At 68.2% G+C, this 15,881-nt stretch carries 14 protein-coding genes and 1 tRNA gene; 11 read left to right on the forward strand and 4 right to left on the reverse strand.

The window, feature by feature from the left end; all coding sequences use genetic code 11:
* The first annotated feature begins 1 nt into the window (after position 1).
* From L0966_RS15100 to L0966_RS15125, 6 genes are read left to right on the forward strand one after another with little or no spacing between them, the layout of a single operon-like run.
* Positions 2-1,063: a hypothetical protein gene (locus L0966_RS15100; protein WP_234052782.1), complete on the forward strand. Its 1,062-nt coding sequence runs from the start codon at positions 2-4 to the stop codon at positions 1,061-1,063.
* On the forward strand, positions 1,060-3,006 hold the full coding sequence (locus L0966_RS15105) for a vWA domain-containing protein (protein WP_234052783.1): 1,947 nt from the start codon (positions 1,060-1,062) through the stop codon (positions 3,004-3,006). Before L0966_RS15100 ends, L0966_RS15105 begins: the two co-directional genes overlap by 4 nt.
* Before the next feature lie 54 nt (positions 3,007-3,060).
* Complete coding sequence (locus tag L0966_RS15110; RefSeq protein ID WP_234052784.1) at positions 3,061-3,870, forward strand: ATP-binding cassette domain-containing protein; 810 nt, start codon at positions 3,061-3,063, stop codon at positions 3,868-3,870.
* Positions 3,867-5,048, forward strand: coding sequence for a hypothetical protein (locus L0966_RS15115; RefSeq protein WP_234052785.1), 1,182 nt, complete (start codon positions 3,867-3,869; stop codon positions 5,046-5,048). The genes L0966_RS15110 and L0966_RS15115 overlap by 4 nt, the downstream gene beginning before the upstream one ends.
* Positions 5,045-6,610: an SUMF1/EgtB/PvdO family nonheme iron enzyme gene (locus tag L0966_RS15120; RefSeq protein WP_234052786.1), complete on the forward strand. Its 1,566-nt coding sequence runs from the start codon at positions 5,045-5,047 to the stop codon at positions 6,608-6,610. The genes L0966_RS15115 and L0966_RS15120 overlap by 4 nt, the downstream gene beginning before the upstream one ends.
* Positions 6,607-7,464: a PAN domain-containing protein gene (locus tag L0966_RS15125; RefSeq protein WP_234052787.1), complete on the forward strand. Its 858-nt coding sequence runs from the start codon at positions 6,607-6,609 to the stop codon at positions 7,462-7,464. The genes L0966_RS15120 and L0966_RS15125 overlap by 4 nt, the downstream gene beginning before the upstream one ends.
* Positions 7,465-7,832: 368 nt before the next feature.
* Here the strand turns inward: L0966_RS15125 and L0966_RS15130 are convergent.
* Positions 7,833-7,908 (reverse strand) — tRNA-Lys (locus tag L0966_RS15130).
* 323 nt (positions 7,909-8,231) lie between these two features.
* A complete protein-coding gene (locus tag L0966_RS15135; protein WP_234052788.1) occupies positions 8,232-8,996 on the reverse strand; it encodes an SDR family NAD(P)-dependent oxidoreductase in 765 nt (254 codons plus the stop codon).
* A gap of 324 nt (positions 8,997-9,320) precedes the next feature.
* Between L0966_RS15135 and fabI the strand changes: the two genes are divergently transcribed.
* The 5 genes from fabI (at position 9,321) to L0966_RS15160 (ending at position 14,213) form a co-directional block, all read left to right on the forward strand.
* Positions 9,321-10,085 carry an enoyl-ACP reductase FabI gene (gene fabI, locus L0966_RS15140; RefSeq protein WP_234052789.1) on the forward strand — a complete coding sequence of 255 codons (765 nt, stop codon included), beginning with the start codon at positions 9,321-9,323 and terminating at the stop codon, positions 10,083-10,085.
* Between the two features lie 107 nt (positions 10,086-10,192).
* Complete coding sequence (locus L0966_RS15145) at positions 10,193-11,590, forward strand: bifunctional enoyl-CoA hydratase/phosphate acetyltransferase (protein WP_370640752.1); 1,398 nt, start codon at positions 10,193-10,195, stop codon at positions 11,588-11,590.
* 2 nt (positions 11,591-11,592) lie between these two features.
* Positions 11,593-12,804: an acetate/propionate family kinase gene (locus L0966_RS15150; protein ID WP_234052790.1), complete on the forward strand. Its 1,212-nt coding sequence runs from the start codon at positions 11,593-11,595 to the stop codon at positions 12,802-12,804.
* A 57-nt stretch (positions 12,805-12,861) separates the two neighbouring features.
* Positions 12,862-13,515: a CoA transferase subunit A gene (locus tag L0966_RS15155; RefSeq protein ID WP_234052791.1), complete on the forward strand. Its 654-nt coding sequence runs from the start codon at positions 12,862-12,864 to the stop codon at positions 13,513-13,515.
* Positions 13,515-14,213 carry a 3-oxoacid CoA-transferase subunit B gene (locus L0966_RS15160; protein ID WP_255684086.1) on the forward strand — a complete coding sequence of 233 codons (699 nt, stop codon included), beginning with the start codon at positions 13,515-13,517 and terminating at the stop codon, positions 14,211-14,213. Before L0966_RS15155 ends, L0966_RS15160 begins: the two co-directional genes overlap by 1 nt.
* A 9-nt stretch (positions 14,214-14,222) precedes the next feature.
* Here the strand turns inward: L0966_RS15160 and L0966_RS15165 are convergent, their stop codons facing one another.
* Entirely contained in the window at positions 14,223-15,413 is a 1,191-nt protein-coding gene (locus L0966_RS15165) for a type I restriction endonuclease (protein WP_234052792.1), read from the reverse strand.
* A 118-nt stretch (positions 15,414-15,531) separates the two neighbouring features.
* Complete coding sequence (locus L0966_RS15170; protein WP_234052793.1) at positions 15,532-15,846, reverse strand: hypothetical protein; 315 nt, start codon at positions 15,844-15,846, stop codon at positions 15,532-15,534.
* Positions 15,847-15,881 lie beyond the last annotated feature (35 nt).

Genomic DNA, 15,881 nt, shown 5'->3' on the forward strand with positions numbered 1-15,881 from the left:
CGTGACGCGACGCCTGACCATCCGCGAAGACCAGAGCCTGCCCCCCGGCTGGGCGGCAATCACCATCAGCGCGCCGCCGGCAGGCCTGGCGCCGCTTTTGTCCATCACCCGCCGCGGCTATGCGGACACGCCCCATCTCGGCCCGGCCGGCTGGCAGTCCGCCGAATGCCTCATTGAGGCGTCCCGTGTCCGCGCCATCGACGGTGCGCAGGAATGGCTGTTCGGGCCCCAGGTGACGCAGCATCTGTCCCTGGAAATGGACGTGCTGATCAAGGTGCCCGGCGCCGGCATCGAGGAACGGCACTTCTGGCCAGAGGTGAGCCATGGAGCCGCCGTCGCCATCGCCCCCCTCACGACCACGGGCGCGGGGCCGGCACCGGTCCCGCCGGCGCCCTTCGCAGCCAGGAGGGAAACGGCCGCCCCGGGCGAGGCTGCGCCCGCGAGCGGCCCCGTGGGCGCCCCCATGGATGCCCCGGCGTCGCCGGAGCCCGAGGCATCCGCCCCCTCATTGGGGCCGGAGTCCGACCACGCGGCGGCGGTGCCCCATCCACGCGGGCAACGCGCCTGGTGGCGGAGCCGGCGCGGCATGCTGACATTGACGGGCCTCGCGGCGATCGTGGTGCTGTGCGTCCTGTTCGCCACGCAGATGCTCCCGCTGGCGGACACCACCGCCACCGCCTCCTTCCAGGAGCGCTATGAGAGCTACAGCCGGCAGGGCGGCCACGCGGACGAGCTTTACACTCTCGCGCGCGAAGCCATGGGCACGGGCGAAGACGAAATCGCGTTCAAGGCCCTCACCCTGTCCGCCGACAGGGGTGGGGCCGCGGCCGCCCTCCAGCTCGCCCGCTGGTACGATCCGAACGCAGCCGACCACGGCCGCCTGAGGCCCGACGCCGCCAGCGCCGCCATCTACTATCTGGAGCTGAGCCAGCGGGGCGACCCTGCGGCGCAGGACAGCCTGCGCGCCTTGTGCCGCGCCGCGTCCGATCCGGAGCGAAGCCGCGATGAGGCCTTCGCATCCTTTGATTTCGCCAGCTTCTGCACTCCGGAGGTTCGCCGATGAGCGCCATCCGCATTCGCGCATTTCCATCGGCCTTGGCCGGTCTCGTGATGGCCGTAGCGGCAGCTTTTGGAGGCGGGCCGGCTGCGCACGCGCGTGAGCCGCTTCCGGTTCCGGGAAAGACCTCGCTCTATCAGCGGGTTCTCACCCGCCCCGATACCCCGCTGACCACCGCGCCCGGCGCCGGCCGGCCGAGCGAGCTGCTGCCCGCCTTCAGCATCCTCTATGTCTATGGCCGCTTGAACGAGGCCGGCGCAGGCTATCTGGAGGTAGGCCGCACCCTGCAGGGGGGCAGCGAAGGCTGGATTCCCGCTGACAAGGCCATCGAATGGCGCCAGTCCATCGTCCTCGGCTTCAACAATCCGGCGGACGGGGCCCGCAGCCTCATCTTCAACACGTCCGACGCGCTGGAGCAGACCTACGCCACGCCCGACATCGCCGCCCGCCTCGCCGAGCTGCGCCAGCAGGCGGACCAGCGCACACTTCCGCCGGGCAGTCCGGTCATCTCCATCGCACCGTCGCGGTTCGTGGATATCACCCGCGAATTCTACATCCTGCCCATTCTGGAAGCGCGGCGGATCCGCCTTCCCGGCAACCCCGCCGCCAAGCTGCTGCGCATTGCCTCGGTGTCGGAGCGCGCGCAGGCGTCGCGGGCCGACATGGGCGCGGAGGACGCGCTGCGCGACTTCAAGATCGGCATCACCTTCGTCATCGACACCACGCAGTCCATGCAGCCCTACATTGACGAGGTTCAGGCCGCCATCCGGCGGCTGCGTGATCGCATCGCCGGCAGCCCGCAGGCCGACCGCTTCCGGTTCGGCCTGGTGGCCTTTCGCGACAGCACGCGGATCGTGCCACAGCTCGATTACGTGACCCGCGTCTTCCTGCCGCTCAGTGAGACTTCCACCGCCGACCGCTTCCTGGACGCGATCCGGCAGGTCCAAGCGGCCCACGTCAGCAGCGACGGCTTCACGGAGGATTCCATCGGCGGCGTGGCCACCGCCATGGAGCAGATGAACTGGGCGCCGTTCGGCGGCCGCTACATCATCCTCATCACCGATGCCGGGCCGCGCCCGGCCGACGCGGACGCCCTGAAAGGCGCCCTCGCCCCCCGCGAGCTCCAGACCATGCTGGAGCGCCAGCACCAGCTCGCCCTGTTCACGCTGCACCTGAAGACGCCGCCCGGCCGGGCCGACCACGCCAGCGCGGAGAACGCCTATCGCCAGCTCTCCTTCTACGCCGAAACCCCGCTTTATTTTCCCATCGAGGGCGGCGAACAACAGGCCTTTGCCCGGCAGATCGACGCCCTGGCCAACGAACTCGAACTCATGGTGAAGGGCGCCATGGACGGGCGCCTGCAACAGGCGCGCGCGGGCCGCGGCGCGGATATTTCCGGCACGGCGGGGCGGGTCGGCCTAGCCATGCAGCTCGCCTATCTCGGCAGCCGCACCTCCACGGCCGCCCCACCCGTGTTCGAGGGCTGGCTCACCGATCGTGACCCGGCGGACCGCATGGCGCTGCCGGTGACGCCCTATCTGCTGATGTCGAAGAATGAGCTGGCAGCCCTCCGCGACGTCATCAAGCGGGCCGTCGATATCGCCACCGATCCCATGCGATCCAGTCGCGGCGACTTCTTTCGCCAGCTCCGCGAGTCCGTCGCCCTCGCGGCGCGGCGCCCCGAGGCGGTGCAGAGCGCCGGCACGCTCGGCGCCCTGCTCGGCGAATACTTGCAGGACCTTCCCTACAACAGCCAGGTGATCAATCTCACCATGGAAGACTTCCGCAACATGTCGCCGGAGCGGGAGCGCCAGTTGACCGACGCGCTGAAGTCCAAGCTCCGGGCGCTGGATGGCCTCCACCAGGACAGCACCCGCTGGCATGCGCTCGCGCCCGGGGCCCCTCCCGGCGAGAGCGTCACCATCGTGCCCATGACTTTGCTGCCATGACCCCGCTTGCCATCTCCCCGCTTGCCATCTCCCTGCTGCCGTGAGCGTCCCGCGATGACCGCCCCCTCTGCGCTCCTGCCAGCCTCCGCGCCGCTGCTCAGCGTGGAATGGGCGCGGCGCCGCCTGTCCGACCGCGAGCGCGCGACACATATCGTGCTCAGCGACATTCGCCTGGAGCCGGGTATCGCCTATGCGCTGTGCGGGCCCACCGGCATCGGCAAGACCACTGCGCTGGAAATGCTCTCCCTGGCGGCGCCCCCCCAGGGCGTCGAAACCGCGCGCATGCGGGTGCGCGACGGCGGCCGCGACATCGATGTTTCCGCACTGATCGCCGCCCGACGGCGGGCGGCCATCGCCGCCCTGCGCGGACGCCTGTTCGGCTACATCGCGCAGACCAGCCGCCTGCTGCCCTTCCTCACCGCGGCCGAGAACATCCGCGTGTCGCAGGACATCGCCGGGACCCGCGACAGCGAGGAGGTCGGCCGCCTCATGGAACGGCTGCAAATCTCCCGCCTCGCGAAAAGCTATCCGTCCAAGCTGTCGGGCGGACAACGCCAGCGGGTCTGCATCGCCCGCGCGCTGGCCCACCGGCCACCTCTGGTGTTTGCCGACGAACCCACCAGTGCCTTGGACGAAACCACGGCGGACACTGTCCTGCGCCTGCTCGTGGACTATGCGCGCGCGGCAGCGGCGGCGGTGCTCATCATCACCCATGACACCACCTACGTGGAGCGCTTCGGGCTGCGCCTGCTAAGGATGGAGGGCTCCGGAACGGGCAGCACCTCGCGCACCCTCATCCGTGGCGCGGACGAAGAGCCGGGCCGGCTCCCCTCCCTGCCGCAGGCCCTGGAAGAGCAGCCATGATCCGCGCGCTCGCACTGGCCATCCGGGCCCTGCACCACTCGATCCTCACCAATGTCCTGGGCGCCGTCACCCTGGCGGCCGTCCTCACGCCCCTGCTGGTGCTCTATGGGCTGAAGCTGGGGGTGATCGAGGGCCTGCTCGACAAGCTGCGGGCCGACCCCTCCATTCTGGCGGTGAGCGTCAGCGGCTACCGGACGATCTCGGAAGCCGAGCTCGCCGCCATTCGCGCATGGCCGGAAACCGGCTTCGCCGCCGGCGCCCCGCGCAGCATCGTCGCCTCGGCCGAGATGCGCCCCTCGCCCCAGAGCCGGGAATATGTGGACGCCGACTGGCTGCCCTCAGCCGCGGGCGAGCCACTGCTGCCCGCCGGCGCCCCGCCCCTCGGCGACAACGACATCGCCCTGTCCGAACCGCTCGCGGAGAAGCTCGGGGCCAAGGTGGGCGACATGGTCCAGGCCGCCATCTACCGCGACGGCAGCGCCCACGAGCTCACCATGGACATGCGGGTGGCCGCGGTGCTGCCCCGGGCTGCGCTGGGCGGCAGCCGGGCGCTCGTCAGCGAGGGGCGGCTCGTCACCATGGCGCGCTTCTCGGATGGCCTGGACGAGGGCCAGGCGTCCGCAACCGCGCCACGCACCTTTGACAGCCTGCGCCTTTATGCGCGCGACCTCGACGCCGTCGCCCCCCTGGAGCGGCGCATCGCCCAGCGCGGCTTCCGGACCGGCAGCGCCGCCGAGAACATCGCCTGGGTGCGGAACCTCGAGGCCATCATGACCGGCATATTCGCCATCGTCTGCGTGGGCGGCATCGTGGGCTATCTCGTGTCCCTCTGGGCGATGATCCAGGCCACGGTGCGCCAGGCGCGCCCCTCCCTCGCCCTGCTGCGGCTGATGGGGATGCCGGGGCGCGCGCTGCTCGCCTTTCCTCTGGTGCAGGCGGTCGCGGTGACCGCCGCCGGGATCGCCGGCGCGCTGCTGCTCGCCGGCGCCGCCGCCTTCGCGCTGAACCATTTCTACCGCATCGAGGGCACCAGCGGCGACATCTGCCGCTTGGAGCCGGCATCGCTCGCGATCGTGGCCGCAGCCTCGCTCATCACCGCGCTGCTGGTGGCGCTCACCCAGACCTTTCAGATCCGGTCGATCGTGCCCTCCGAGGCCCTGGCGGAGTCCCTCGCATGACCTCATCCCGCCGCGCCACGCCGTGCCCACGGCATCGCCTGCCTATCGGCCCATGGGTCCTGCTCGCCCTCGGCCTCCTCGCAGCGCAGCCGGCGGCGGCGGACGATGGATGGAACCCGAGGCCGGCGGCGGGCGACGTCATCTTCCCTCTGCCCTGCGACCAGAAGATCGTGTTCCGGCAGGTGGTGACCAGCGAAGGCGCGGGCGGGGCAAACGATGTTCTGGCCGACACGCCCATCCGCCTCGGCTCCCCGGCCCGCGAGGCGGCCTATCTCAATTATCTGCGCAACGACTTCGTCGCCGGTAATTTCCAGCAGGGGCGCCGCCGCTTCTACCTCATCGGCAAGTATGAGGTGACACTGGCCCAGTACAAATCGCTCATGACCGAGGGCTGCGCCCGCGCGGCTGACGACGACATCATGCCGGCCGCGCGAGTGAGTTGGTATGACGCGGAGAATTTCGCCCGGCGCCTCACCTCCCACCTCATCCGCAACGCCAAGGAGCAGCTGACCCGCGAGACCGGCACGCCGAAGGCCTTCGCACGGCTGCCCACGGAGACGGAATGGGAATTCGCGGCGCGGGGCGGCCTCGCGGTCTCGGTCGCCGATTTCCAGGCCGAGCGCTTCCCCATGCAGGGGCCACTCGTCAACTATGCCTGGGTCAACGACCCCATGAGCGCGACGAACGTCAACCCCATCGGCACCCGCGACCCCAATCCCCTCAAGCTCTATGACATCTACGGCAATCTGGCGGAGATGATGTTCGAGCCGTTCCGGCTCAACCGGGCCGGACGGCTGCACGGCCTCGCCGGCGGCGTCATTCTCAAGGGTGGCTCGTTCCAGCACGACCCGGCCTTCGCCACCTCGTCCGGACGGGAGGAGGACACCCTGTTCGACCCCGAGAGCGGCGATGAGCGCCGCCTGCCCAACACCGGCTTCCGGCTCGTCCTGGCTGGCCCAGCCGTGCCCGCCCGGGCCAGCGACGCGCTGCAACGTGAATGGTTGCGACAGGGCGAAAGCCGGACCCCGGGCGGTGACGCGCCCCTCGCCATCATCGCCAAGGTGCGCGAATCCGTCTCCGACCTCCAGATGCTGAACGCACTCGCCTCGGTGGAGCGGGCGGTTCGCAGCCAGGCCGCCGGCGACCGCGAGCAGCAGAAGCAGCTGCTGGGCGCCCTCCTCACCAACCTCGGCGCCACCATTCAGGACATTCGCGAGCTGAAACGGCGGATCGACCACCGCGAGGGGCTGCGCCAGGACCTGCTGAGGCGCGGCAATACCAGCCAGGCAAAGGGGCTCGCCGACGAGAATGAAGAGGACGCGCACAGGATGTACGGCCTCGTGCCGTTCGCGGCCGACACCATCGTCCTGGCGGCCAACCTCTTCTTGCCGCAGACCATTACCGACCAGGCGCGGGCCACATCCGGCGCGCTGAAGCAGCGCGGCTTCGAGAGGATCGCAGACGCCACCCTGCTCGGCGGGTCCATCGCCGCGGACGTCGCACGCGGGAACCAGACCTTCAGCCGCCAGGATTTGCTCAACCGGTTCGGGAGGGAGCCATGATGTCCCATCCCACCATACGGCTGCTGCTGGCGGCGCTGCTGCTCGCCACCATGGCCCTCCCCGCCGGGGCGCAGACCTGTTCCGCCGGAAACGAGAGCGCGTGGCGCGCGAAAGCCCTCGCCTCCAACGACCCGGCCGCGTGCGAACGCTATCTCGCCTGCTTCCAGCTGGAGGACGGCGCCGCTTCCGTGCGCCAGCGCTTGCAGGACTTGAAGAACGATCTCGCCTGCCGGCAGGCCCTGGCGGCCACCGACGCCAACGTGCTGCAGGACTTCATCGTCCGCCACGGCGATCTGGCCTGCGCCCGGCAGGTGGCCGGGCGCCTGGAACAGCTGCGCGCCCGGCGCCAGTACGTGCCCTATCCCAACATGATCCTCGCCGGGAGCCCGCTCTCACGCGGTGCGGCCGACAGCACCGACACCTGCCAGCTGCGATGCGATGCGACCCAGCGCTGTACGGCCTACTCTTTCGAGATCACCAACCGCGCCTGCACCCTCTGGTCCACTGCCACCACGCGGATGCCAAACGGCAAAGTGAATTCCGGAGCCCTCGCCGCCGTGCCCCTGCTGACAGCGCGCGTTGAAAAGCCGCGCGTTCAGAACGACACCCAACCCACGCCCGACCCTCCCATCTTTCGGCGGATCGACGTGGGGCTGGAATATACCAACGATACGGATCGCGGCGCCGACTACAGAACGCGGCCCAGCTCCCAGCAAGGCTGCATCGATGCCTGTGCGCGGGACCCGCGCTGCCGCATGTTCTCTTACTACAGGGGCCTCACCACTTGCGTTCTCAAAAGCCGGGCGCAGGGTGCGCGGCCGAGCCGGAACGTGGTCAGCGGCATCAAGCGCTGAGAGGCCCCCGCATCCGCCATGGCTTTCGGAGGAACACGGGCCACGAGCCCGTCACCACCGCCTCCGCGCTTACGAGCCCGGGGGCACGCCCCACGGCCGCCTGCAGCATGGCCGCTGGAGGACGACCGATTTCGGGGCGTGCTGACGCGAGATGGAAGCCAGCTCGCATGAAGAAGACGCGTTGAATCAATCATTCGGAGCATGCCCAGGGGCACGAAACGAGGGTGAGCCCCGTCGCGCGGACGGTACGGTCCCGGCGACCAGAGCGGGATTGACCGCTCACGCCCGCAACCGACCGGCTTGCGTCTCAACGCAGCCCGCCATGCGGATGTTATTTTGGTGAATTCCACCGGATCTCGGGGAGAGAGTGGTGGGCGCACAAGGGCTCGAACCTTGGACCCGCTGATTAAGAGTCAGCTGCTCTACCAACTGAGCTATGCGCCCGTTCCGAGTTGCCCCGGAAGAGGTGGCCCGTGTAACAAACCACCCGGGGGCTGGCAACCCCTTTCATTCGAAAAATGGACAAACCGGAAAATCCGCCTGGGGATAACTCAACCCCACTTTCCCCCCTACCGGACGACCGGCGCCACACTCCCGGCGGCGCCAGTGCCTCGGGAAGCCCGACGGCGCAGGGCGCCGCGCACCGGGCCGCCGGAACGGGACCCACACCCACTCGAGCGCTTTCATGACCCCTCGGCCCGCTCCTCCCGCGCACCGCAGGCAGCGCCAGAGCATGCGGAAGTGCAGGCGCCCCTCCCGGGGAGACGCTACAGGGAGGAGACGAGGTGACCGCCGTCCACCACCAGCGAGGTGCCGTTCATGTAGGCGGCCGCCTCCGAGCAAAGGAACAGCAGCGGCCCGGACAGATCCTCAAGCCGGCCCAGCCGCCGGCTGGGAATGCGCTTCACCAAGGCCTGGCCGGCCTCGGTGGCGAAGAAGTCGCGGTTGATGTCCGTTTCCACATAGCCGGGGCAGAGCGCATTGGCGCGGATGCCGAAGCGCGCCCATTCCAGCGCCATGGAGCGGGTAAGCTGCACCAGCCCCGCCTTCGATGCCGCGTAGGCAGCCACCTGCCCCGCCACCCGGTGGCCGAGAATGGACGCCACATTCACGATGACACCCTCCCCCTGCCCTTTCATGTGCCGGGCCGCCGCCTGAGCGGTGAGGAAGGCGCCCTTGAGATTGGTGTCGACAATGCGATCCCAGCTCTCCTCGCTCATGTCGAGCAGCGGAACGGTGGCGGTGACGCCGGCATTGTTGACCAGCACGTCCAGCCGCCCGAAGGACGCGACCACCGCCTCCATGCCCGCTTCCACCGACCGCGGATCGGTCACGTCGAGCGCCACCGGCAGGGCGGTGCCGCCGGCCTGCGCGATCCGAGCAGCGAGCGCGCTACACGCCTCCAGGTTGCGGGCGCCCAGCGCCACCCGGGCCCCCGCCTTCGCCAGCTCCCCGGCAAAAAAGGCGCCCAGCCCCTGCGAGGCACCGGTGACCAAAACCACGCGCTGATCCAGCGATACCTGAAACCCCATGACCGCCTCCCTGACATCACCACCCGCCCGCCGTCTTGTTTTCTGAGCGAGCGCTCGTTTTTTTAATCGAGGTGGCGGGCCGCGACAAGCTTTCGGCGCGCCCCGGGCTGCCAGCTGGCGGCGCGAGTGTGGCCATGGACATATCCCCATGCCGCGCGCGCTTCTTCTTCGCGCGCCATGAGCAATCCGCCGACGTTCAAGCTTTCGCGAATTTTGTGCTACGCACAATTCCGTAATTGAGTATGCTGCAGCGCCGTCATCGATTTGCAGTGGATTTGCTCTAGGCGTTCGGCTGGCGCACAGCGATTGGGGAGAGGTGCTCTCATGTTTTCACTGGCGGGTCAAAAGGCTCTCGTCGTGGGCGTGGCGAATGATCAATCCATCGCCTGGGGCTGCGCCAAGGCTTTCCGCGAGCAGGGTGCGGACCTCGCCATCACCTATCTCAACCCGAAGGCCGAGCCGCATGTGCGCCCGCTGGCCGAATCCCTCGGCGCTGAGCTGATTCTGCCCCTGGACGTGACCGACGACGCGCAGATGGATCAGGTCTACGCGACCATCGCCGAAAAATGGGGCCGGTTGGACACGGTTCTGCACTCCATCGCCTTCTGCCCGCGGGAGGACCTGCACGGGCGGGTGGTGGATTCTTCCCGTCAGGGCTTCGCCATGGCCATGGATGTGTCGGTGCACTCCTTCCTGCGCATGGTGCGGCGGGCCGAACCGCTGATGCCCGCCGGCGGGACCTGCATGACCGTCTCCTTCTACGGTTCCGAGAAGGTGGTGGAGAATTACAACATCATGGGTCCCGTGAAGGCGGCCCTTGAGGCCTCGGTGCGGTACGCGGCCGCCGAGCTGGGCGAGAAGCGCATCTCCGTGCACGCCCTCTCGCCCGGGCCGCTGAAGACCCGGGCCGCCTCGGGCATCGCCGAGTTCGACGAACTGCTGGAGCTGGCCGCCGAGCGCGCCCCGACCCACCTTCTGGCCACCATCGAGGACGTGGGCGCCTACGCCGCCTTCCTCGCCAGCCGCGAGGCCGCCAACGTGACCGGCGGCGTTCACCTCATCGACGGCGGCTACAGCATCATCGGCTGAAGGCGCCGTCCGCGCGCATTCGCCTCATCCGTTTTCGTGGGTACACCCGCGCCAGGCATGGGAAGCTGGATTCCCTCCCGGACAACTCCAAGGTAAGGTTCCACCGCATGATGCGCGAAAACAAGACCTTTGACGAGCTCAAGCCGGGCGATAGCGCCGAGCTGCGCCGCTCCTGCACCACTGACGACCTGATCGTCTTCGCCAACGTCTCCGGCAACCACAACCCGATGCACCTGCCGAACCAGGACATCGACCACGACGGCAAGGAAGACGTGGTGGTGGCCCCCTCCATGTGGGTGGGCTCGCTGATTTCCGCAGTGCTCGGCAATGTGCTGCCTGGTCCCGGCACGCTCTATCGTACCCAGATGTTCCGGTTCCACGCCCGCGCCTCCGCCGGCGACGAGCTGAATGCCAAGGTGACCGTGCTCGACAAGGCATTGGACGGCTCCGTGCGCCTCTCCACCGAGGTCCGGCGCGTGAGCGACGACGCCCTGCTGCTGGAAGGCGAAGCGGTGGTCGAGGCGCCCAAGGTGAAGTTCACCTATGAAGAACAGGAACTGCCCGGCCTCATCGTGCAGCGCCATCGCCACTTCGACGCCCTGCTGGAGCGGGCCGAGACCCTGCCGCCCCTCTCGGTGGCGGTGGTGGCACCGGAAGAGCCTGCCTCCCTCGGCGGCGCCCTGCTGGCCATGCGCGAAAAGCTCATCACCCCCATCCTGGTGGGCAGCGCCCGCAAGATGGAGGCGGCCGCCAAGACGCTGGGCCTGAGCCTCGACGGCGTCGAGATCATCGACATGCCGGAGAACGCCGCCGCCGCCAACACCGCGGTGGACGTGGTGGCGGACGGCCGCGCCCAGGCCCTCATGAAGGGCCACCTGCACACCGACGAGCTGCTGAAGGCGGCCCTGCGCAAGGAGCGGGGCCTGCGCATCGGCCGGCGCTTCACCCACATCTTCGTCATGGACGTGCCCGGGCTCTCCCACCCGCTGCTGGTGACCGACGCCGCGATCAACATCGCGCCCGATTTGCTCACCAAGGTGGACATCTGCCAGAACGCCATCGATCTCGCCATCTCGCTGGGCATTGAGACGCCCAAGGTGGGCGTGCTTTCGGCGGTGGAGACGGTGAACCCGGCCATCGCCTCCTCGGTGGATGCCGCCTTGCTCTCCAAGATGGCCGAGCGCGGGCAGATCACCGGCGGGCTTGTGGACGGGCCGCTGGCCATGGACAATGCGGTGGACATCACCGCCGCCCGCATCAAGGGCATCCGCTCGCCGGTGGCGGGCAGCGCCGAGGTGCTGGTGGTGCCGGACCTGGACGCCGGCAACATGCTGGCCAAGCAGCTCACCTTCATTTCCCACGCCGAGGCCGCCGGCCTGGTCATGGGCGCCAAGGTGCCGATCATCCTCACCTCGCGCGCCGATGGCGAGAAGGCCCGTCTCGCCTCCTGCGCGGTGGCGGTGGTCCATCAGGCCCGCATGGCGGCCGAGAAAGAGGGAGCGTGACCATGACGCGTCCCGTCGCGCTGACGCTGAACGCCGGCTCTTCCTCGCTGAAGTTCAGCCTTTACGACATCGCGGAAGGCACCGCGGAACCGACCCTGATGGCGGTCGGCCAGGTGGACAGCATCGGCGGCAAGCCGAAGCTGAAGGCCACCCTCTCCCCGGCCACGCCGGCCATGTCCCGCGAGCTTTCCGCCTCCGAGGCATCCGACCACACGAGCGCGCTCGCCACCGCCCTGGGCGTGCTGCGGGCCCAGTATCCGGAAGCGCGGGCCTGCGTCGTGGGCCACCGCGTGGTGCATGGCGGCCCGCATTTCTCCGCCCCGGTGGTGATCACCGATGCGGTGATGCAGGAGATGCGCGAGCTTTCGCCCTTCGCGCCCATCCACCAGCCGCACAATCTGGCCGGGGTCGAGGCCGCCAAGGCCGCCTTCCCCGAGGCGCTGCAGGTGGCATGCTTCGACACCGCCTTTCACCGCGCCCACCCCAAGGTGAACGACACCTTCGCCCTGCCGCGCGAATATTACGACAAGGGCGTGCGCCGCTACGGCTTCCACGGCCTCTCCTACGAATACATCACCGGTGAGTTGCAGCGCATCGCCCCACTGCTGCATGACGGCCGCGTGGTGGTGGCGCACCTGGGCAATGGCGCATCCATGTGTGCCATCCTGGGCGGGCGCTCGGTGGCGTCCACCATGGGCTTCACCGCCCTCGACGGCCTGCCCATGGGCACGCGCTGCGGCCAGATCGACCCCGGCGTGATCTTCTACATGGTGCAGCAGGAGGGGAAGACCATCGACGAGGTCCGCGACCTTTTCTACTACAAGAGCGGCCTGCTCGGCATGTCGGGCATCTCCAACGACATGCGCACCCTGGAAGCGGCGGACGTTCCGGAGGCCCATGAGGCCATCGACTATTTCGTGTTCCGCATCCGCCGCGAGCTCGGCGGTCTGGCCGCCGCTCTGGGCGGGCTCGACGCGCTCATCTTCTGCGGCGGCATCGGCGAGAATTCCCGCAAGATCCGCCGCCGCATCTGCGAGGGCATGAGCTGGATCGGCCTTGAGCTCGACCACGACCAGAACGACGTGGGCGCCCGCGTGATCTCCACCGAGTTCAGCCGTGCCCGCATCATGGTGATTCCCACCAACGAAGAGCTGGTGATCGCCCGCGCCTGCAAGAGCCTGCTGGCCCGGCAGCGTGCGCAGGCGGCTGAATAACCATTGCTGGATGACGCCGCGACCTTTCCAAGGTTCGGCGAGAGACGAGGAAACTCCATGAAGAAGGCCATCAAAGCTGAGGCCGCCGCAGCGCTCATCCCCGATGGGGCAAGCCTGATGATCGGCGGCTTCATGGCCGTTGGCAGCCCGCTGCGCCTGATTGAGGCGCTGGTGGAACGCGGCGCGCGCGACCTGACCATCATCGCCAATGATGCCGGCCTGCCCACCAAGGGCATCGGCCGGCTGGTGCATGCGGGCGCGGTGAAGCACGCCATCATGTCCCATATTGGCCTCAACCCCGAGATCCAGCAGAAGATGATCTCCGGCGAAGTCACGGTGGAGCTGGTGCCCCAGGGCACGCTGGTGGAGCGCATCCGCGCCGCCGGCATGGGCCTGGGCGGCGTGCTCACCCCCACCGGCCTCGGCACCTCCGTGGAAGAGGGCAAGCCGGTGATCGAGGTGGACGGCAAGCGCTATTTGCTGGAAAAGCCCATTCATGCCGACTTCGCGCTCATCGGCGCGCGCCAGGCGGACTATGTGGGCAATCTCGAATATTCGCTCACCGCGCAGAACTTCAATCCCATCATGGCGCTCGCCGGCAAGACCGTGATCGCCGAGCCGGACGTGATCGTGCCCGTGGGCGTCATCCCGCCCGACGAGGTGCGCACCCCCGGTGTGCTGGTGGACCATCTTCTGGCGAGGGCTGCGTGATGCACGATAAGACCCATGCTCCGGCCGGCGCTGCCGCCCCCGAGTGGAACCCCAAATCCATCATCGCCGCCCGCGTCGCGCAGGAGCTGAAGCCCGGCATGCTGGTGAATCTGGGCATCGGCCTGCCGAGCCTGGTCGCCAACTTCCTGTCTCCGGGCTCGGACGTGTTCTTCCAGGCGGAAAACGGCGTGATCGGGCTCGGCGCCCACCCGCCGGAAGGCATGGAAGACCCCTATCTCACCGATGCCGGCGGCGGCTTCGTCTCCGCCGTGCCGGGCGCGGCCTCCATCGACAGCGCCATGAGCTTCGGCCTCATCCGCGGCGGCCATCTGGACCTCACCGTGCTGGGCGGCCTGCAGGTGGACGAGCGCGGCTACCTCGCCAACTGGATGGTGCCCGGCCAGAAGGTGCCCGGCATGGGCGGCGCCATGGATCTTGTGGCCGGCGCGAAATCGGTGATCGTCGCCATGGTGCATGCGGCCAAGGGCGATCCCAAGATCGTGCCCGAATGCACCCTGCCCCTCACCGCCGCCCGACGCGTGACGCTGGTGGTGACGGAGATGGCGGTCATCAAGCCCACCGACGACGGCCTCGTGCTGCTGGAGCGCGGGCCCGGCGTTTCGGTGGAGCAGATTCTCGCCGCCACCTCGGCCAAGCTTATCATCCCCGACGATGTGCCGGAAATGGTGCTCGACTGACGGCTACCCTCAGGCGCCCGAACCCACGGGCGCCTGTTCCACCTTTCGGGCGGAGCGTTCCACCGCCGGCTCGGCCCCCTTGCCGATGGCCCCCACCCGCGCCTTGAAGATGGCGAGCAGCGGCCCGTCGATCTCGGCGAGGCCCTGCACCGTGACATCGCCGGGAACGAGCCCGCTCTCTTCCGGAAAGATGAAGCGGTAACCGGGATTGGTCTTCGATTCGACGAACTCGAACAGCCGCCCCTTGCGCTCCATCTTGTAGAACACCACGAACTTGCCCTGGTAGTCGCGATATTCCACCGCGTCGATCTCCGCGAACAAGGCGTCCTCGCGCACGAGGAAGGCGAGGCGCTGCAGGGTCCAGTTGAACACCGCGAGCTCCCGTTCCGTGGTCACGATGGCCTCGGGCGCAGGTGGCGCCGTGGGCACATCCTGGACCGCGGCGGCGGCAGCGGCCGGTTTCGGCAAATCGAGCCGATGCAGGATCTGCCGGCTGATGAATTCGCGCAGCGCCCCCTGGATCACAGGCCGGTATTCCTCCAGCGCCTTCTGGGAGATGTGGCCGATTCCGGCCTTCTTCAGCAGGGGGCGGGAGAATTCCTCCGGCGGGTCGGCGAAGATGGCGGCCACCTGCGTCAGCACCGAATTGTAGATGTGTTTGCGCTTGGCCTCGGCGCCAATATTGTCGGGGTCGAAGACCGCCTTGCCCAGGCTGTTCAGCCCCTCCAGCGCAGAATCATCCACCTTGCCGCGCGCCACATCCTTCAGGTCGAAGCGCAGGAAGGGATTGGCGTCCATCATATTGGGCTCGTCGGAATCGGCGTAGAATTCCCACACCAGCCCGTCGGTGAGAATGCCCATCTTCACCGTGCGCGCGGCATTGAAATAGCTGCGCAGCTGGCCGCGGTCATCCCGCAGGCTCGGCGCGTTGGCGGGCTTGGTCTCGATGGCGATCACCGGCTCGCCGCCCTTGAAGATCGCGAAATCCACGCGGTTCTTGTATTTCTCCGAGAAGTCGCAATGGTGCTCGGGGAAGACCTCATTGGGGTCCATATGGTCGTAGCCCAGGAACGAAATCATGGGCACCACCAGAAACATCTTGGTGGATTCCTCATTCTGGCATCGCGGCGCGGCCGCCACCGCCCGCTTGGCGAACTCGGTCAGCTTGTCGCGAAACTCCGATAACGCCCCCGCGTCCATGGCAGCCCTCCCATCACGGCCAACCTTCAGTTGCGCGATGATGGGAGCGTGTTCAGCGCGGAAATACAATTAAAAATATTACACCGCACCGCGCAACCCCCTGGGTTGCACCGCGACATCACAGATCCACATAGACGAACTTGTCAGCCTTCAGCGCCGGATAGTTGGCGCGCAGGGCCGTTGCCAGCTTGCCGATCAGCGTTTTGTCGCCGGCAGCCGAGGGGCCGACGAAATCCGTGCCGGCCATCCAAGTTTCGAAATAGCAATGCAGACCCTCGTCATAGTCCGCACCCGTGGGATTGGCGGTCTTGTCGGCGAGGGCGGCGAGGCCAGCGGCGCTCACCTCCAGGCGCCAGTCGCGGTCATCCACGACGGAGGCGATGAGGCCCGCCAGATCAGCGTCGGTCCATTCGGTGTTGAGGTCGAGCGGCATGGCAATCTCCAGGGCAGGACGCGCAAATGCCCGTG

The sequence above is a fragment of the Xanthobacter sp. NM-59 genome (assembly GCF_021401125.1).
Lineage (GTDB): Bacteria > Pseudomonadota > Alphaproteobacteria > Rhizobiales > Xanthobacteraceae > Xanthobacter.